Consider the following 16,481-nt stretch of genomic DNA (forward strand, 5'->3'; position numbering starts at 1 on the left):
AAGAGTATGGCGGCCACAGTGGCAGGGCAACTCCTGTTCCCATCCGAACACAGAAGATAAGTCTGCCCACGTTGCTTACTGTACTGAAGTACGAGAGTCTTCGGGAAATCTGCATCGCTGCTATGCTCACTATTATTAATTTGCTTTTTTGTTGCTGGATTTATGATCAATAGCTTTAGCTCTATTTTTGCATATTTAAGCAGAATATTTAGTCTAACTGATCTATTTTTGTCTTGAAAAAAGCTCGAAGGTCGCACAGTCAACAAGCTCTGATATGAAACTTCAATCGTAGCTTATATCTACTTTAATGTATATATTTACTCTTTGCAATGTCTTGTGAACAGGTCATTTATGGCACCATAATATATGGGGATGAGTTTGAAGCAATTGATGGGTATGTTTGCATAGAGGATGGTATCATAACCGAAATAGGCGAAGAACCCACAAAAAGCAAGAACATAATAGCTCCATGTTTTGTCAATTCCCATACGCATATCGGAGATTCCATATGCAAGGACCCTGTACTCGGGAACTGTGAGAACTTCAAAGTATCTAAGGACCTCGATGCTCTTGTACGACCACCGGACGGTCTGAAGCATAGGATACTTGAAAACACTCCTTACTCCGATCTGGTCAGTTCTATGAGAACTACCATTAAAGATATGCTAATGACGGGTACTTCCGCATTTGCAGATTTCAGGGAAGGCGGTGTTCTTGGGGCCCTTGCACTAAAAGAAGCTGTTTCCGATCAGGATATAGACCATATCATCCTTGGAAGGCCAAAATGCACCGACCGACCACTTGAAGAAATTATCTCTGAGCTCGGCAGGGTGCTGCAACAAGCTGACGGTCTTGGTATGAGTGGTACAAATGATCTTGATATGGACCTTCTTCGCAGCTCCAAACAAAAAGCAAAAGACTGTAATAAGTTGTTTGCGATCCATGCAGGAGAAAAGAACAACACTGATATTGACAAAGCAATTTCACTGGATCCGGACTTCCTGATACACATGACAAAAGCAATGCGTTCTGATCTGCAGACAATATCTGACGCAAATATTCCTGTAGTTGTCTGTCCACGTTCCAACTTCATAACCGATGTTGGTATGGCCCCGATCTGTGAAATGCTTGAAGCAGGAGTGACTGTAGGCGTTGGAACTGATAATGTAATGCTCAATTCCGTCAATATGTTCTCTGAAATGGAGTTCCTATCCAAGGTTTTCGGTCTTGATGATAGACAAGTATTTAAGATGTGTACGCTAAATGGAGCATCAATTCTGGGACTTGAGAATACAGGTTCCATCAAGAAAGGTAACAAAGCCGATCTTATGATATTGAATGGCAATTCCAACAATCTGGTTGGTATAAGCGATCCAATAAGCGGAATGGTCAGAAGGGGTAGGCCAGACGATATTTTATCCATAATCTATACAAACTAATGATGGTGAGGGTAACATGACTAGCGAACTGTATAAGAAAGTAATGGTAGCAACCGATGGTTCTGAACAGAACAAAAAAGCAATATCCTATGGTATTGAATTTGCAAAATTGAGTGGGGCAAAGTTGTATGTGGTCTATGTTGTGGATACAGCTGCGTTTGCTTCCATTCCAATGGATGCCGGATGGGAAATGATGTATGAACTTCTGGAAACTGAAGGCAAAGATGCATCTGATCGGGTTGTAGAGTTGGGTGAAGCTCAGGGACTGGAAATTGAGTCCGCTGTTCTGGAAGGTCATCCAAGCAATGAGATCATCGAATTTGCAGAAGGAAATGACATCGATATGATAGTGATCGGTACACTCGGTAAAAGTGGACTTGACAGGTTCCTTCTTGGAAGTGTTGCTGAAAAGGTCACTCGTAATTCTAAAGTGCCCGTACTCGTTGTACGCGGTGAAGTAAACAAATGAATTTATTGAGGTTAATTGAACATGCCTAAGGAAACACTGGTCAGAGATATTATGGTGAAGGACGTTGCATGCGTTTCCCTTCCCGGATCAAGAGATGAAGTTCTTTCCATTCTGAAAGACAAGAAGGTCTCAGGACTTCCAGTTATCAAAGATAACAAATTGGTTGGAATTGTGAGTCGTTCCAATCTTCTAAAGAAACCTACAGAGGAACAATTAGCCCTGTTAATGGTACGTGATCCTGTCTCAATAGGACCTGAAGAGGATATTACTGTAGCAGCACGTCTTCTTTTGAAGCATGGTATCAGAAGGTTACCTGTTGTAGAAGGCGAAAAGCTTGTGGGGCTTATCACTGTTGCTGATGTAGTGGGCAGTCTGGTGGATTTGAATATCACCACTCCTATAAGTGAATATCTCAATTCCGGTGTAGGTCCGGTCTGGTATGAGACCCCACTTCCCGTTGTGGCAAGGAACATGGAGCTGGCACATGTAAAAGCAGTTCCTGTTATTGACACAAATCTCGATATCGTAGGTCTTATCACTGACCGTGATATCATAAGTGCAAGCGTCATTGAAGACTCTGTGGAAGTGTCCAATATGTCTGCGGGTGCAGATGATGATGAATGGACCTGGGAAAGTATGAGGGATACCATGAGCATCTATTACAGTGTCTCAAGGATAAAGGTTCCTTCAGTGCCTGTTAAAGATGTCATGGTCAAGGAGCTGATCTCAGCATCAAGTAATATGGGTGTCAGCGAATGTGCACTTAAGATGAAAAGGAATAGGATTGATCAGGTTCCAGTGGTCAATGCAAACCAGAAATTCATAGGCCTTTTGAGGGATCGCTATCTTTTAAAAGCCATCCTTAACGCTTGATCATAGATATTTTGAAAGGAGGTTTTCTCCTTTCGATACTTTTTTAATTTATTAACCGGATGTAATTCACATGAACAGACCATTTACCTTCATAAATTCTGCAATGTCTGCTGATGGTAAAATATCTACTAGGGAGAGAAAACAGGTACGCATCTCTGGAGATATCGACTTTGATAGGATGGATGAGCTTCGTGCATCATCAGATGCGATAATGGTGGGGGTAGGTACGGTTCTCGCAGACGATCCCAGCCTGACTGTAAAATCTCAGTCCCGTCGTGATGTTCGCAAGAGTGCAGGATTTGACGAAGACCCTGTACGTATAGTCGTGGATAGTAAAGCCCGAACGCCTCTGGATGCGGACATTTTTAAAAAGGGAACTGGTATGCGCATTGTTGCCATCTCAAGCTCTGCCCCTAAAGGAAAGGTGGATGCCCTTTCAGAAAAAGCAACAATTATCACCGCAGGTGATGAAAAGGTCGATCTTGCCCTGCTCATGGGCCAGCTAAGTTCAATGGGCATTCAAAGATTGATGGTCGAAGGCGGTGCAACTCTCAACTGGGGTTTGCTTTCCAATGGTCTTGTGGATGAGGTATTCTCTTTTATAGGTAATATCTTCATAGGTGGCAATAGCTCTCCCACTCTTGTTGATGGGGAAGGGTTCCTCAAAGGTGATCTCCTGCCTCTTGAACTGATAAGTTCCGAAACCATGGAAGAAGGTGTATTGCTCAAATGGAAAGTACTTAATAAATGACTCTTCGGAGCATCAATGCTCTTTTTTTATCCACTCGGTTTTGGGGGCACGTGTGTGAACTATGCATAACCTTTAAATGAAAAAATGTTCATAATTATTGTATTCAATAAAAATATTCTACAAAATAATTGATCCTGGTTGGTGGTATCTATGAAATTAGAGGTTCTCGTTATTACGTTATTCGCTCTGTCAGTTCTTCTTGCAGGATGTGTTTCGGATGTTACTCCTGTTGATACGGAATATGATGCAAATGAACGCGATGCTGTCCTTGTAACAGAACGACAACAAATAGATGATGCACTGGTAAACGGGCCTGTGCTTTTAAAGATAGGGGCTGAATGGTGTCCTCCATGCACTCAACTTGACCCTGTTCTCGATGAGCTTGCAAGGGACTATGAAGGCAGAGCGACTGTAATGTACATTGATTCAGAGCTCACGCCTGGTCTTGCTGGACAGTTCAGTGTTTATTCCATACCTGATACAACTGTGATAGCAGGTATCGAAGATGGAAATTATCTGTTCATGAGGCGTGATGGTGTAACCGATACTTCACGTAACAAAGCAAGGGTCATAGGATATGTCGATAAATCTGTTCTTGAACCGATACTTGATCATGCGATCGAGTATCATTCAAATATGACTGAATAAGCGAAAGTATTTCACATACACTTTATTACTTATTAGGAATGATCTTATGGATATTGGAGGGGCGACACCATTAGCAGCATTTATAGCAGGGGTGATCAGCATATTATCTCCCTGCGTTCTTCCTTTATTACCTGTTATCTTTGCTTATTCGACTTCAAAAGGTAAACTAAGACCTCTTGCGATAGTATCCGGTCTATCCTTATCATTCGTGTTCATGGGGATAATAACATCTGCCTTTGGTTCGCTTTTTCAGCAATATCTCATTTACCTTACTGCATTTGCAGGCATAATTGTCATATTGATGGGTTTGACCTTGCTTTTTAATCTTGGGACTTTCAATTTCATTGGTAGCCTTTCGGGGAAACAGTTCAAAGAGAACGGCTTAATGGGTGGTCTGCTCCTTGGTATCTCCTTAGGTCTCATATGGATCCCCTGTGTAGGCCCTATACTGGCTTCGATCTTATCCCTGGTCGCGATCGAAGGTGACCTTCTCTACGGTGCCTTCCTGTTGTTCGTATATTCAATGGGTCTTGGCATTCCCATGCTTGTAATTGCTTACTCTGTGAACATTTCCTCATCAAAGCTCAGTATGATTGCAAAGTATGATATGTATCTTAAAAAAGTAGTTGGATTCATCCTGGTAATAGTCGGGATGTGGATGCTTTACAATAATGTGCTCATCAGGCTATGAATCTGAATGGATCTGATCCGTTTAGTCACTACCAAAAATTGAACGTAGAAAGGTCAATGTGTTAATTGACCAATAATAAATTTTAAAATTAATAAGTGGTGTGAGTAGGTTTACTCACACTCACAACAGCACTTGCACTCATCCTTTTCCTTTGCAAGAGCCACAAGTTCATTGACACAAGCTACGGCCATAGGTGTTCCGCCGCGTGTACCAACACATGTGATGGATGGAACGTCCATTTTACGGACCTCTTCCTTTGATTCTGCGGAATTGACAAAGCCAACAGGTGTTCCAATGATCAGTGCCGGCTTGATGCCATGCTCGATCATTCTGCACACTGCAAGCGCTGCAGAAGGTGCATTTCCAATTGCTACTATGGAACCTTCGATCCTGTCCCTTGCCATAAGGAATCCAGCAGCAGTTCTTGTAATGCCATACTTTTTAGCAACTTCTGCGTTCTGGTCCTCATCAAGGACGCAGATCACTTCGCAATCATGCCCTTTCTTTGTAACTCCGGCTTTGACCATATTGATATCTACAAAGATCGGTGCACCGTTCTTGATGGCTTTTACACCAGCATCGATGGCATCGTCTGTATAGCGCATGATATCAGCAATGGCAGGGTCGCCTGTGGAGATCACACAACGCTGAGTGACACGTTCTTCAGGAGTCTCTTTCTCACCTTTTACAACCAGATCATGTGCAATGCGGCGACTGGTCATGTAGATGGTCTTTGCTTCATCGGTGCGAGCACCTGAATCAGAACATCCTTCTATGAGCTCTGGGTCGATCTTAACCGTCATCTCTACCAGATCTTCAAGTTCTGGCATGTCCCTTTTATTGCTATCTTCAGTAGTCATATTTCCTCTGATACCCCCTGGGTGTGATTATCTTTTCGCCGTTCTTGCTCTTCCAGATGCGTGAATCAGCATTACAGACAATTATCATTGTGCTCATATCGACCCAGTCGTTGTGATCAAGCACTTCTTCAAGAGTTGTAACGATATAGTCCTGACTTTCTCCGCGAAGTGCGTTCTTGACAAGTCCTACAGGTACGGTTCCATCCTTATGCTTCTTGATGATATCAATAGCCCTTGAGAAATTGGAGTGTCGTTGCCTGCTCTTTGGGTTGTATAGTGAGATCACGAAATCTGCTGCTGCTGCTGCATTCAGACGTTTCTCAATAACTTCCCAAGGTGTCAGCAGATCACTAAGACTGATAACAGCAAAGTCATTTACAATAGGTGCACCAAGAACACTTGCTCCAGCTGTGATCGCAGTGACTCCCGGAAGAACCTCCACATCAACTTCCAGATCAGCATGCTCAGCAACTTCCATTACGAGACCTGCCATGCCGTAAACATTAGCATCGCCGCCGCTTATCATGGAAACTACCTTGTTTTCTTTTGCAAGCTGTACTGCTTTCTTAGCACGGTCTACTTCCTTTCCCATTGCACTGCGGATTATCTCCTGGTTATCCAGAAGGTCTGCCATCTGGTCAAGATAAGTGCCGTTACCGACAATATAATCAGAATTAAGTATGACATCTCTGGCACGGACAGTAAGTTGTTCTACAGAGCCTGGTCCGATACCGATGATGAATAATTTCCCGTTTTCATTTTCATTCTGCGATTGCAATTGTGATCCTTCCATATACTTTCTTTTCCAATATCAATTTCTTATTATCAGATAATGCTAACGCTGCCGGCTCGGCAACACCTTTGAGCCCAAAGCGGCTCGCCTGTGAATCAGACGGCACATCAAAACCGTTCAGAACATCATCAGGCAGGAACTTGATCTCAAATCCCATTTCTTTGATGGCTTCTATCAGTCCGGTCTCGTTTTCCTTAAGTGTGGATGAAGCGAACATCTTTATGTCACTCACGTCCCTTTCCACTTCTTTCAATGCACAATTCACTGCATTGATGACCTCCTCGGACGACACGCCTCTGCGGGCACCTATGCCTAAGTACATTAGTGCTCCGCCTTTTCTTTTTTCAGGACAGATACATCACTATCTACAATAACGATCTTTGGTCCCTTTATCTCCAGGACTTCCACATCCTGATCGAGCAGGGCACAATTCACATCCCTTGTAGATTCCTTGTTGACTATGTCATATCCGAGCTTTGCCGCAATACCTTCGACCGAATTGCGGTTATGTACTTCAGTAGCTGTCGTGATAACAGGTACCACTCCTATCTCGGAGATCTTTCTCACAAGCTCATTGGCACCGTGGTGTCCTCCAAGCAGTGGGATAGCAAAGTTCAGGTTAGAATCGACTACCACTATGGCAGGATCTTCCCATTTATCAACTATAAGCGGTGCTATCTCCCGTACAACGATACCTGTTGCAAATACAGCTACTATTGCCTGATATTCTTCAAATATGTCTCTGAAGATATCCTTCTTGTAAATTATCACATCTGCCTCGATGTGGTCTGCAAGTTTGTTTGCCACATCGAGGTTACGTTCAAATGTGATTACAGCGGTTCTTGTGCCACTCCGTATAGGTGTGACCTCCTGTAGTCGATAGGGTCTACTACACCGCCAATGAGGATCATGGCAGAGCGCATGATGCCTGCTTCCTTGACCTTCTCTGCGATGTCGGAGACAGTTCCGTAAATGATCTTCTGGTCAGGCCATGATGCGTGGAAAACAACAGCCACTGGAGTATCATCTGAATACTCTACCTTTTCCATGATCTCCTCTATCTTCTGGGTGCCAAGGAAGACTGCCATTGTTGCGTTGTGCCTTGAAAGTTCCTTGAGTTGATCCTCTTCAAGGGTCTTTCCTGCAGGGCGTGTAATAATAAGTGTGTCGGAAACACCATTGAGGGTAAGCTGTGTATTAAGTGCTGCAGCAGTTGCGAACACGGAAGAAACTCCCGGAACACGCTCAACTGTAACACCGTACTTCTTCAGCTCTTCCATCTGTTCAACGACGTTACCATAAAGGGATGGATCTCCACTGTGAAGACGAACTACTTTCTTTCCTTCCTCCAGGGCATCTGCTATCCTCTTGGATATGTCTTCAAGGGTAAGGCCATAGCTGTCAACCCTTTCTCCCTTGCAGTAGTCCACGACAACAGGGTTCACAAGTGAACCTGCATATACCACAAGGTCTGCCTCTTCCAGCTTTTCCTTGCCGAGTAATGTGATAAGTTTTGGGTTACCCGGTCCGGCACCCACAAAAGTAACAACTTTATCTGTCATTGAATACACCTTTTAATCCTTCTTAGCATAAACAATGCTGAAATAGTTTCCTTTTTCGGGGATGTCTTCGCGGTTCTTGATGATGACCTCTTTGTCGGAGAATAGCCTCTCTGCAAAGATGAAATCTGTGTATCCTTCCTTGCTGAACTCCTCGATCAATTGCCTTGGATGGTTTGCTTTAAGCCTGATCTTGTGCTTTGTTTCAGAACCATCGCTGACCTCGAACGAAGTGTCAACTTCAGCATCAGCCCTTGCGGCAAAAGATGTGATCGAGCTGATCCCTGGAATTGTAGAGGTCTCTACGTCAGGATAATGTTTGTTCATGACACGCTTTAAATGTGTGAACGTAGAAAAGAAATTAGGGTCTCCAATAAGACCGAACACCACAGTACCGTTCCTTGCTTCATCTGCAATAAGGTCTGCATTCTTCTTCCACACTTCGTTCAGCACATCATAATCCCTTAACATTGGGAAATCCAATATCTCTGGGGTCGCATATGGCTCTACAAGTTTTGCAGCCATGTTCCCTGGCACATACACCTTATCGCTGTTCTTGAGAATATTCACGGCTTTAAGTGTAAGAAGCTCCGGGTCACCTGGTCCAAGTCCTACTCCTATCAACATATTTCTATCTCCATAAATTTAATCGAACGTATCTAATGTAAACCTTATTAAGCGTTAGAAAGTTTTCCTACTACTATATATACAGGATTTTCGGGCTTGAACATGGTCTCTCCAGTAAGCTCGTATCCTCTTGTAATGGTCACATGAACAACTTCTGAAAAAATGCCAAGCTCTTTCATCTTGTTCATTGTAGTTACAACGGTTTCGATCCTTACAGCATTGACGACAATATTTCTTGCCTTTTTCTCATAGAGCACATCCAACACTTTGGATATGTTCTTGGTGCCGCCAACAAATGCACAGTCAATAGACCCAATGTCAGCGTTCTTGTCTATGGCTTCTGAAGATTCCCCATGTATCAATGTGACATCTTCAATACCGAAATTCCTGAAATTCGTCCTTGCAACTTCAATAGCTTCTTCTCTTGCATCGATCGCAACTACTTTGAAATTGCGTGCAGTCTTTGAAGCTTCGATGGACACAGCACCCGTTCCACAACCAACATCATAGAACGTGATTCCATCTTTCAGGTCAAGTTTTGATAATGAGATCGCAATGACCTCTGGCTTTGTAGGCCCTCCGCTTATGTGCAATAGTTCTGACATTTTTCACCTAACTAAAGTAAATTGGAGTTAATTAGATATAGCATAATAAACGTTGTCACATAAAAGGTTGTTGTGAATGATTGCAAATAACGTTAATAAAAAACATCTGTTAGTATTGGGTACGGCCTCACATGTTGGCAAAAGTGCAATAGTGACAGCCCTATGTCGCATATTCTCTGCTGAACACAAGGTGGCACCCTTTAAAGCACAGAACATGAGCCTCAACTCATGGATAACGGTAGATGGTAAAGAGATCGGTATCGCACAGGCGATCCAGGCAAAGGCTGCGGGAGTTGAACCTACAGCGGATATGAATCCCGTTCTTCTCAAACCGAAAGGGGACCGTGTCTCACAGGTTATAATTCTGGGAGAACCCTATGCCGATAAGAGTGCGGGTGCTTATTATGATTCCATAGAAGAGACCCACGACGTATTAAAGGGCGCTCTTAAGAGACTTGAGGATGAATATGATCTCATAGTGATGGAGGGGGCAGGCGGTGCTGCCGAGATAAACCTTTATGAGCGTGACATCGTCAATATAGGGACCGCAAGGATAACTGATGCTCCTATCATCCTTGTGGGGGACATTGAACGAGGTGGTGTCTTCGCAAGTCTCTATGGAACGATCCAGCTATTGCCAGAGGATGTTCGCAAGAACGTGCGTGGTCTGATCATAAACAAGTTCAGTGGCGATCCAGCCATACTTGAGTCCGGATTGACTGAACTCGAAGAGCTCACAGGTCTCCCTGTACTTGGTGTAATGCCTTATTTCAAACTTCGCATCCCTTCAGAAGATTCGGTATCCATAGGTGACAAATCTGCAGATGATGGTGAGAACCATGATGTTGAAATTGCAGTAATAAGGCTTACAAGGATCTCGAATTTCACGGATTTCGAACCCCTTGAGCACATGGCAAAGGTACGGTATGTCGACCTTTCCGATGACCTTGGAAACCCCGATGCGATCATCATCCCGGGTACAAAGAACACGACCAGCGATCTGAATGACCTCGTGGAGAGTGGAATGGCTGACAAGATAAAGTCCTTTTACGGTAAGATCCCCATACTTGGTATTTGCGGTGGTTACCAGATGTTAGGCAAATCCATCGTTGATTCTGGTATCGAAGGTGGCGAATCTGCTCGTTTGGATGGGCTTGGACTTTTGGACATCGAGACCGTTTTCGATGCATACGAAAAGCGCACGGTTCAGGTAACCAAGATCGTTAAAGAAAGTGGTCCTATCTTTGACAGTATCAAAGGTGAGGATGTAACAGGGTACGAGATACACATGGGTCTTTCCTCATCAAAAAAGCCGGTGTTTGGCGATGATGGTTGTACAGATGATAGTGGTCTTGTTATCGGTACCTATCTGCATGGTCTCTTTGAGAATGTCAACATAAGGCGTGCTCTTATCAGTTATCTTCTCGAAAGAAAAGGGCTTGAGTTCAAGGAAGAGGATATTCCTGATAAGGATCCCTATGATGAACTTGCAGACGTTGCTCGTGAAAATCTTGACATAAATAAGATATATGAAATGCTCGGATTAGAACCTGAAAAGGTCTGATCCACTCCATTCTCTTTCTTTTACTTCTTTATTCTCTTTTTTTATTCTTCATATTACTTTTCAGGTTTTATTGGTGATGTGGATGTGAACTTTGAAGGGCGATGCTTGTTCCTCCAAACTTCCTTGTGTTCGAAGAATCGAGTTGTTCTAATGTCTTGAAAAGGAGCCTTGCACATAAAGGTGTGAAAAATGGTGACTTTATGTTCAACTTTATGACTTTTTGTGCAAAACTTTGAAAAGGAGAACATTTATATAGAGGTCGCACAATTATACATTAATGTACATACTTGTACACAAATGCAAAAGGTGATTACATGAAATATTATCTACAGAAATTAATTGATGGTCATGATCTTTCAATGGTGGAATCTGAAGCTGCCATGGGACAGATACTCGAAAGTGCTACTGATGCACAGGTCGGTGCATTTGTGATGGGTATGAAAATGAAAGGTGAAACTCCCGATGAGGTGGCAGGGTTTGCAAAAGGGATGCTTAAAGTTGCAAACATGATCCGCCCTAAGGTTGATGGTATACTCGTTGATACCTGTGGCACGGGAGGGGATCGGCACAATACTATTAATATCTCAACAGCTGCTGCAATTGTTGCTGCGGCCGCAGGTGTGACCGTTGCAAAACACGGGAACCATTCGTTCACATCACTTTCCGGTAGTGCAGATGTTCTCAAAGAACTGGGTGTCAAGATCGATCTGGAACCTGATAATGTTAAAAGGTCAATTGAGGACATTGGTATCGGGTTCATGCTGGCTCCCAAATTCCATCCTGCAATGAAGAGGATGGTAGGTCCAAGAAAAGAGCTTGCTGTAAGGACAATGTTCAATATTCTCGGTCCTCTGACAAATCCAACCGGTGCAAAGGCACAGGTTATCGGGGTCTTTGACAAAGGTCTTTGCAATCTTATGGCAGAGGTTCTGAATAAACTCGGAAAGGAACATGTATTGGTCTTCCACGGGGATGGCATGGATGAGATCTCAACACTTTCTGAAACATTTGTTGCTGAACTTAAAGATGGTGTCATCTCAAATTATACGCTCACTCCTGAAGAATTGGGGATCGCAAGGGCAAAGGCCACTGATATTGTGGGCGGCACTCCTGCAGAAAATGCCCGTGACCTTCTGTATATTCTCAATGGGGAAAAAGGTGCAAAACGTGATATAGTCGTTGTCAATGCCGCTGCAGCGATATATGTTGCAGGACTGGCAAACTCGATAAAAGATGCTATTCCTTTGGCGGAAGATGCTATTGATAGCAAGAAGGCATTGAATAAGCTTAAAGAATTAGTAGAATTTACATCTGGTAATAAGGTGGATAATGAGGCATTTAACACGGGTCAAAGTCTGCGGAATGAAGTCTGTTGAAGACGTTGATCTTGCAGTACGTTCCGGGGTGGATGCGGTTGGTTTTATAACCGATGTGCCCGTGGACACTCCTCGCAAGATAGGTCTCCAAAAGGCAAAGGAGCTTATAGCTCGTGTACCTTTTTTTGTGGATTCGGTGCTGGTAATAATGCCGGCTTCAGCGCAGGAGGCTATCGATATGATCAGGGCCGCTAAACCGGATGTTGTCCAGATCCACAGTCAACTCGATATTGAGGAAATGAGAATTTTAAGGGATAATACTGATGTCAGTATAATTCGCACTTTCCATGTTCAAGGGGATGTGTCTGCTGACGATCTGAGCAATAATATAAATCTGTTCACTTCAGAAAACCTTATTGATGGTGTTCTGCTGGATTCATATGTGTCAGGCAAAGTGGGAGGCACCGGTCAGTTGCATGACCTTTCCGTAAGTAAACGTGTAGTTGATCTTGTGGGTGTTCCTGTCATATTGGCAGGTGGTCTGAATCCTGATAATGTTAAAGCCTGTGTGGAAGAGGTCATGCCTTTTGCAGTGGATACTGCTTCGGGTGTAGAAACGGATAGATACAAAGATGTCGATAAGGTCGCTGCTTTTGTGAATGCTGTGAGGTGTGTTAGATGATATCGTTCGATCTTACAAAAGAGGAATTTACGGATATTGTATATGATGCAGGAAAACCTGCTATTGTTCAGCTTATGGCTAAAGTGAGGTCAGACTGCTCTCCACTTCAGCTTTACACTACATTACAAAAGGACAGATACTCCTACTTGCTTGAATCAGTGGAAAAGGAAAAACGTCATGCTCGCTTTTCATTTGTAGGTGCTTACCCTGATGGTGTTGTGAAGATAAGTGGTCGCACCCTCGTACTGGAATGCACGGCAGATTCACCATTGATCAGTAATGTAAGACAGAATATGGCTTCTGAATGTGACATTATTGAAGATACTGGTGATGTATTAAAAGCGGTCATACGTGATGGTCATGATGTGCTTGATGCATTAAGGACTGTGTTCCCTACTGCGAACGGGACTGTCTCGCTTAACTGCGAAAGGTTTGACAGACAGACGTTCCTTGGTGGTGCTATTGGTTACAATGGTTACGACATTGTGTATGATTGCTGGTTAGATACTGAACGAAGTCATAATTCAGATATTCCTGATATGCAGTTCATTCTCACAACGAAGACATTCGTTTTCGATCATCTCACAGAGGAAACGTACATTGTACTGACTCCGTTCATGGATATCGGGTGCGATGCTGGTGCTATATATGATGGTGCTTTGCATGATGCAGAGAGAATGCATAAATGCCTTTGTCTGGCAGGCGATGTCGAACAAGACATCTTGCCGCCGGTAATGGATGCAGGCGAACCCGTTTGCAATATGGGCAAGGATGTGTTCGAGAAAGCAGTGATGACTGCAAAGCAGCATATCATCGATGGTGATATTTTCCAGGTGGTCTTGTCCAGAAGATATTCTGTCAGGCTGCAACAGTCTCCTCTTGAACTTTATCGTACTCTGAGGGAAATCAATCCAAGTCCGTATATGTACCTTTTCAGTTTCGATGATCTTAGTATCGTGGGTGCAAGTCCTGAGACACTTATGACTGTACATAAGAGGAATGTTATTACGAATCCTATTGCAGGGACATGTCCTCGCGGGAATGATGAGGCTGAGGATGCAAAATATGCTGCTCATATGATGGCGGATGAGAAAGAGCGTGCAGAACATGTTATGCTTGTGGACCTTGGGAGGAACGATGTCCGTATGGTCTCTCAGTCCGGGTCGGTAAAAGTAAAGGACCTGATGAGTGTCGTGAAATATTCTCATGTGCAGCATATCGAAAGTACTGTTTGCGGTGTGTTAAGGCCAGAGTGTGATCAGTTCGATGCGACACGTGCTATCTTTCCGGCAGGTACGCTTTCAGGTGCACCTAAGATAAGGGCAATGGAAATCATCGATGAGTTCGAAACATCTGCACGCGGTGTCTATGGTGGTGGAGTCGGCTATTATTCGTGGAATGGCGATGTAGATACCGCTATCGTGATCAGGACTGTTGTTATTAATGGTAATACTGCTTATATTCAGGCGGGTGCGGGAATTGTGGCGGATTCCGATCCGACATATGAGTATGAGGAAACCGAGCGTAAGATGGCTGCTATGCTGACTGCTATGGGGGTCAAAAGATGAAAGTGCTTTTCATTAACAATAGGGATTCTTTCGTATGGAATCTTGTGGATTATGTGTCCATGTATGAATCCGATACAGTTGTAGTGCCCAACACTATTTCTGTGGAGGAGGTCCGGGACATCAAACCTGATGCAATAGTGATCTCACCGGGTCCGGGAAATCCTGGCAATGCACGTGATATTGGAAGTTGTCTTGATATCATCCGTGAGTTTGGTGTTAAAGTGCCTATACTTGGTGTATGTCTTGGCCACCAGTCGATTAATACTGTTTATGGAGGTACCATCGGTCATTCTCCTGATGGACCGGTTCATGGTAAGGCCTCAATGATCTCGCATGATGGATCTGAGCTTTTCGAAGGTATTCCTGGAACATTTGCTGCAGGGAGATATCATTCCCTTTCTATCCATGAGCTAGCTAAGGATGTCAAAGTGATAGCAGAGAATGATAATGGTGTCATAATGGGCATCAAACACAGTTCTTATCCTGTTTATGGGGTGCAGTTCCATCCGGAATCGATATTAACTCCGGAAGGGTTGAAATTGGTCGGCAATTTCCTGAAGCTGGCAGGTATGCGAACGAAGGGTTAATGTCCATTGGTGTTATCTTTTTGAATATGATAATTGGACTGACCGGAACTCCGGGTACTGGCAAAACGTCTGTTAGCAGGCTTCTTCAGGAGCATGGCTATAATGTGCTTTACCTGACCGACCTGATCAAAGATGAATGCCTCTATTCTGAGGTGGATGAGGATAGGGATACACTGGTTGCGGATATGGACCGCGTGTTCTCCCGTGTCTGTGAGCTGGCCGGTGATGATGAAGGGGTGAACATTATCGATAGTCATATGGCCCATCACATTGCTGATGTGGTCATAGTTCTGCGTACTGCTCCCTCAGATCTTAGGGAACGTCTCAGGCTGCGCAATTATTCCTATGCCAAGATAGAAGAGAATGTGGAGGCTGAATGTCTGGACGTTATATTGGTTGAGTCTGTGGAATGGTGTCAGAAAGTATATGAGCTTGATACTACCGGAAGAATGGCAGAAGATGTGGTGACTGATGTGGAGGAAATTATATCGGGTATTCTGTCAGGTGATGATTCCGAGGTTTACCAAAAGTATATGCCCGGTTCCTTTGACTGGAGTGGGGAGATATTCTGATACCTCATCTTATTTTTTTGTCGGGTGTGAAGCCGTAATATTCTGTTCTGTCAACTCTTCATCTTTTTCTCGTTCTAGACACATCAGAAATTGTTAGTTGGCACCATATTTCATTTACATACGATCTCTATAAATTTTATAGCTGCTCTTTGGTTAAATGTAAATATGCTTACTACATATTTTAATTATATTTTCATAAAGGAGTATAGTATGAGATTCATAAAAATAGGAATTGTTCTGTTGTTGATGGCAGTGTTGGTGGTATCCGGATGTTCTGATTCAGGTGATACTGAAGAGGTATCAGAGGTCGCAGAAGATCTTGGTGTAGATGTGGTGAGTACATCATTTGATGATCTTGGTATTATTTATTGCAATCCTGAAGTTACTCAGGATGAGATCGCAACTCTGATCGATGAAGAATACAAAGGTAATTTCGTTCAGTGGACGGGGACCGTATTTGCTATTACTAATAATGGTAACTCATATACAGTTCAGGTTCAGCACTGTCCGGATTCTCTTTCTGACGCAGGTGTAACTTTCAGTCAGGATCAGAATGATGCTGTTTCACAGGTCATAAAAGGTCAGGAGATCACTTATGTTGGAAGGATAACACGCTACCAGGATAATGTTGGTCTTTGGATAGAAGAAGCTTCCCTTGTTGTTTAAGGGTGTAGGATAAATTCTTTCAAAACAGATTCAGGAATACAATTATTTGATGGTGTTTTCACCATCGTTTTTCATTTTAAATATGTAACTATTCAGCCATCCTCGCGTTTTTGATATAAACTTAGAATACTCAACACCATTCCATCAGTGCTTGATATTGATTTTACCAAAAAACAATATACTATGTCTCTATTTTAGTCACTCCCTGAAA

General features: G+C 43.3%; 20 protein-coding genes and 1 rRNA gene. 14 read left to right on the forward strand and 7 right to left on the reverse strand.

All coding sequences use genetic code 11. The annotated features are described in order from the left end of the window. Positions 1 to 5 precede the first annotated feature (5 nt). The 7 genes from rrf to KDK67_RS11645 all read left to right on the forward strand — a co-directional run bounded on the left by rrf (position 6) and on the right by KDK67_RS11645 (position 4,871). Positions 6 to 126, forward strand: a 5S ribosomal RNA gene (rrf, locus tag KDK67_RS11615). A 203-nt stretch (positions 127 to 329) separates the two neighbouring features. Next, on the forward strand, positions 330 to 1,439 hold the full coding sequence (locus tag KDK67_RS11620) for an amidohydrolase family protein (RefSeq protein WP_250868957.1): 1,110 nt from the start codon (positions 330 to 332) through the stop codon (positions 1,437 to 1,439). Between the two features lie 16 nt (positions 1,440 to 1,455). Then, entirely contained in the window at positions 1,456 to 1,908 is a 453-nt protein-coding gene (locus tag KDK67_RS11625; RefSeq protein ID WP_250868958.1) for a universal stress protein, read from the forward strand. Between the two features lie 21 nt (positions 1,909 to 1,929). Then, positions 1,930 to 2,781, forward strand: coding sequence for a CBS domain-containing protein (locus tag KDK67_RS11630; RefSeq protein ID WP_250868959.1), 852 nt, complete (start codon positions 1,930 to 1,932; stop codon positions 2,779 to 2,781). A gap of 70 nt (positions 2,782 to 2,851) precedes the next feature. Further along, positions 2,852 to 3,532, forward strand: coding sequence for a 2,5-diamino-6-(ribosylamino)-4(3H)-pyrimidinone 5'-phosphate reductase (locus KDK67_RS11635; protein ID WP_250868960.1), 681 nt, complete (start codon positions 2,852 to 2,854; stop codon positions 3,530 to 3,532). 150 nt (positions 3,533 to 3,682) lie between these two features. Next, positions 3,683 to 4,180: a thioredoxin family protein gene (locus KDK67_RS11640; protein ID WP_250868961.1), complete on the forward strand. Its 498-nt coding sequence runs from the start codon at positions 3,683 to 3,685 to the stop codon at positions 4,178 to 4,180. A 46-nt stretch (positions 4,181 to 4,226) separates the two neighbouring features. Continuing rightward, a complete protein-coding gene (locus KDK67_RS11645; RefSeq protein ID WP_250868962.1) occupies positions 4,227 to 4,871 on the forward strand; it encodes a cytochrome c biogenesis CcdA family protein in 645 nt (214 codons plus the stop codon). A 110-nt stretch (positions 4,872 to 4,981) separates the two neighbouring features. Here KDK67_RS11645 and KDK67_RS11650 read toward each other — a convergent pair whose 3' ends face one another. Genes KDK67_RS11650 through cbiT form a run of 7 tightly spaced genes read right to left on the reverse strand, consistent with a single transcriptional unit; the run spans position 4,982 to position 9,315 of the window. Then, positions 4,982 to 5,731, reverse strand: a complete 750-nt coding sequence (locus tag KDK67_RS11650) for a precorrin-8X methylmutase (protein WP_250868963.1) — start codon at positions 5,729 to 5,731, stop codon at positions 4,982 to 4,984. Next, on the reverse strand, positions 5,721 to 6,524 hold the full coding sequence (gene cobJ / locus KDK67_RS11655; protein WP_250868964.1) for a precorrin-3B C(17)-methyltransferase: 804 nt from the start codon (positions 6,522 to 6,524) through the stop codon (positions 5,721 to 5,723). Before cobJ ends, KDK67_RS11650 begins: the two co-directional genes overlap by 11 nt. Then, positions 6,493 to 6,846 carry a cobalamin biosynthesis protein gene (locus KDK67_RS11660; RefSeq protein WP_250868965.1) on the reverse strand — a complete coding sequence of 118 codons (354 nt, stop codon included), beginning with the start codon at positions 6,844 to 6,846 and terminating at the stop codon, positions 6,493 to 6,495. Before KDK67_RS11660 ends, cobJ begins: the two co-directional genes overlap by 32 nt. Then, complete coding sequence (locus KDK67_RS11665) at positions 6,846 to 7,331, reverse strand: cobalamin biosynthesis protein CbiG (RefSeq protein WP_250868966.1); 486 nt, start codon at positions 7,329 to 7,331, stop codon at positions 6,846 to 6,848. The genes KDK67_RS11660 and KDK67_RS11665 overlap by 1 nt, the downstream gene beginning before the upstream one ends. Positions 7,332 to 7,354: 23 nt before the next feature. Then, positions 7,355 to 8,086: a precorrin-4 C(11)-methyltransferase gene (gene cobM / locus KDK67_RS11670; RefSeq protein ID WP_250868967.1), complete on the reverse strand. Its 732-nt coding sequence runs from the start codon at positions 8,084 to 8,086 to the stop codon at positions 7,355 to 7,357. Between the two features lie 12 nt (positions 8,087 to 8,098). Next, positions 8,099 to 8,710, reverse strand: coding sequence for a cobalt-factor II C(20)-methyltransferase (locus tag KDK67_RS11675; protein ID WP_250868968.1), 612 nt, complete (start codon positions 8,708 to 8,710; stop codon positions 8,099 to 8,101). 47 nt (positions 8,711 to 8,757) lie between these two features. After that, entirely contained in the window at positions 8,758 to 9,315 is a 558-nt protein-coding gene (cbiT, locus tag KDK67_RS11680; protein WP_250868969.1) for a precorrin-6Y C5,15-methyltransferase (decarboxylating) subunit CbiT, read from the reverse strand. A 76-nt stretch (positions 9,316 to 9,391) separates the two neighbouring features. Here cbiT and KDK67_RS11685 point away from each other — a divergent pair, with 76 nt between their 5' ends. From KDK67_RS11685 to KDK67_RS11715, 7 genes are all read left to right on the forward strand, one after another. Beyond that, positions 9,392 to 10,879, forward strand: coding sequence for a cobyric acid synthase (locus tag KDK67_RS11685; protein ID WP_250868970.1), 1,488 nt, complete (start codon positions 9,392 to 9,394; stop codon positions 10,877 to 10,879). 314 nt (positions 10,880 to 11,193) lie between these two features. Next, positions 11,194 to 12,255, forward strand: a complete 1,062-nt coding sequence (gene trpD / locus KDK67_RS11690; protein WP_250868971.1) for an anthranilate phosphoribosyltransferase — start codon at positions 11,194 to 11,196, stop codon at positions 12,253 to 12,255. Continuing rightward, positions 12,242 to 12,877, forward strand: coding sequence for a phosphoribosylanthranilate isomerase (locus KDK67_RS11695; RefSeq protein WP_250868972.1), 636 nt, complete (start codon positions 12,242 to 12,244; stop codon positions 12,875 to 12,877). The genes trpD and KDK67_RS11695 overlap by 14 nt, the downstream gene beginning before the upstream one ends. Further along, the gene (trpE, locus tag KDK67_RS11700) at positions 12,874 to 14,445 is read left to right on the forward strand and encodes an anthranilate synthase component I (RefSeq protein WP_250868973.1); all 1,572 of its coding nucleotides are present in this window, start codon (positions 12,874 to 12,876) and stop codon (positions 14,443 to 14,445) included. Before KDK67_RS11695 ends, trpE begins: the two co-directional genes overlap by 4 nt. Beyond that, positions 14,442 to 15,032, forward strand: coding sequence for an aminodeoxychorismate/anthranilate synthase component II (locus KDK67_RS11705; RefSeq protein WP_250868974.1), 591 nt, complete (start codon positions 14,442 to 14,444; stop codon positions 15,030 to 15,032). Before trpE ends, KDK67_RS11705 begins: the two co-directional genes overlap by 4 nt. 26 nt (positions 15,033 to 15,058) lie before the next feature. Beyond that, positions 15,059 to 15,604 (forward strand): adenylate kinase family protein, encoded by a 546-nt coding sequence (locus KDK67_RS11710; protein WP_250868976.1) that lies wholly within the window; start codon positions 15,059 to 15,061, stop codon positions 15,602 to 15,604. Positions 15,605 to 15,814: 210 nt separating this feature from the next. Continuing rightward, complete coding sequence (locus KDK67_RS11715) at positions 15,815 to 16,270, forward strand: OB-fold protein (RefSeq protein WP_250868975.1); 456 nt, start codon at positions 15,815 to 15,817, stop codon at positions 16,268 to 16,270. The last annotated feature ends 211 nt before the right edge of the window (positions 16,271 to 16,481 follow it).

Source organism: Methanococcoides seepicolus (genome assembly GCF_023684405.1).
Classification (GTDB): domain Archaea; phylum Halobacteriota; class Methanosarcinia; order Methanosarcinales; family Methanosarcinaceae; genus Methanococcoides; species Methanococcoides seepicolus.

Coding starts and splice junctions, on each gene's coding strand:
- KDK67_RS11620 (WP_250868957.1), top strand. CDS start 330: ATGTCTTGTGAACAGGTCATTTATGGCACCATAATATATGGGGATGAG.
- KDK67_RS11625 (WP_250868958.1), top strand. CDS start 1,456: ATGACTAGCGAACTGTATAAGAAAGTAATGGTAGCAACCGATGGTTCT.
- KDK67_RS11630 (WP_250868959.1), top strand. CDS start 1,930: ATGCCTAAGGAAACACTGGTCAGAGATATTATGGTGAAGGACGTTGCA.
- KDK67_RS11635 (WP_250868960.1), top strand. CDS start 2,852: ATGAACAGACCATTTACCTTCATAAATTCTGCAATGTCTGCTGATGGT.
- KDK67_RS11640 (WP_250868961.1), top strand. CDS start 3,683: ATGAAATTAGAGGTTCTCGTTATTACGTTATTCGCTCTGTCAGTTCTT.
- KDK67_RS11645 (WP_250868962.1), top strand. CDS start 4,227: ATGGATATTGGAGGGGCGACACCATTAGCAGCATTTATAGCAGGGGTG.
- KDK67_RS11650 (WP_250868963.1), bottom strand. CDS start 5,731: ATGACTACTGAAGATAGCAATAAAAGGGACATGCCAGAACTTGAAGAT.
- cobJ (WP_250868964.1), bottom strand. CDS start 6,524: ATGGAAGGATCACAATTGCAATCGCAGAATGAAAATGAAAACGGGAAA.
- KDK67_RS11660 (WP_250868965.1), bottom strand. CDS start 6,846: ATGTACTTAGGCATAGGTGCCCGCAGAGGCGTGTCGTCCGAGGAGGTC.
- cobM (WP_250868967.1), bottom strand. CDS start 8,086: ATGACAGATAAAGTTGTTACTTTTGTGGGTGCCGGACCGGGTAACCCA.
- KDK67_RS11675 (WP_250868968.1), bottom strand. CDS start 8,710: ATGTTGATAGGAGTAGGACTTGGACCAGGTGACCCGGAGCTTCTTACA.
- cbiT (WP_250868969.1), bottom strand. CDS start 9,315: ATGTCAGAACTATTGCACATAAGCGGAGGGCCTACAAAGCCAGAGGTC.
- KDK67_RS11685 (WP_250868970.1), top strand. CDS start 9,392: ATGATTGCAAATAACGTTAATAAAAAACATCTGTTAGTATTGGGTACG.
- trpD (WP_250868971.1), top strand. CDS start 11,194: ATGAAATATTATCTACAGAAATTAATTGATGGTCATGATCTTTCAATG.
- KDK67_RS11695 (WP_250868972.1), top strand. CDS start 12,242: ATGAAGTCTGTTGAAGACGTTGATCTTGCAGTACGTTCCGGGGTGGAT.
- trpE (WP_250868973.1), top strand. CDS start 12,874: ATGATATCGTTCGATCTTACAAAAGAGGAATTTACGGATATTGTATAT.
- KDK67_RS11705 (WP_250868974.1), top strand. CDS start 14,442: ATGAAAGTGCTTTTCATTAACAATAGGGATTCTTTCGTATGGAATCTT.
- KDK67_RS11710 (WP_250868976.1), top strand. CDS start 15,059: ATGATAATTGGACTGACCGGAACTCCGGGTACTGGCAAAACGTCTGTT.
- KDK67_RS11715 (WP_250868975.1), top strand. CDS start 15,815: ATGAGATTCATAAAAATAGGAATTGTTCTGTTGTTGATGGCAGTGTTG.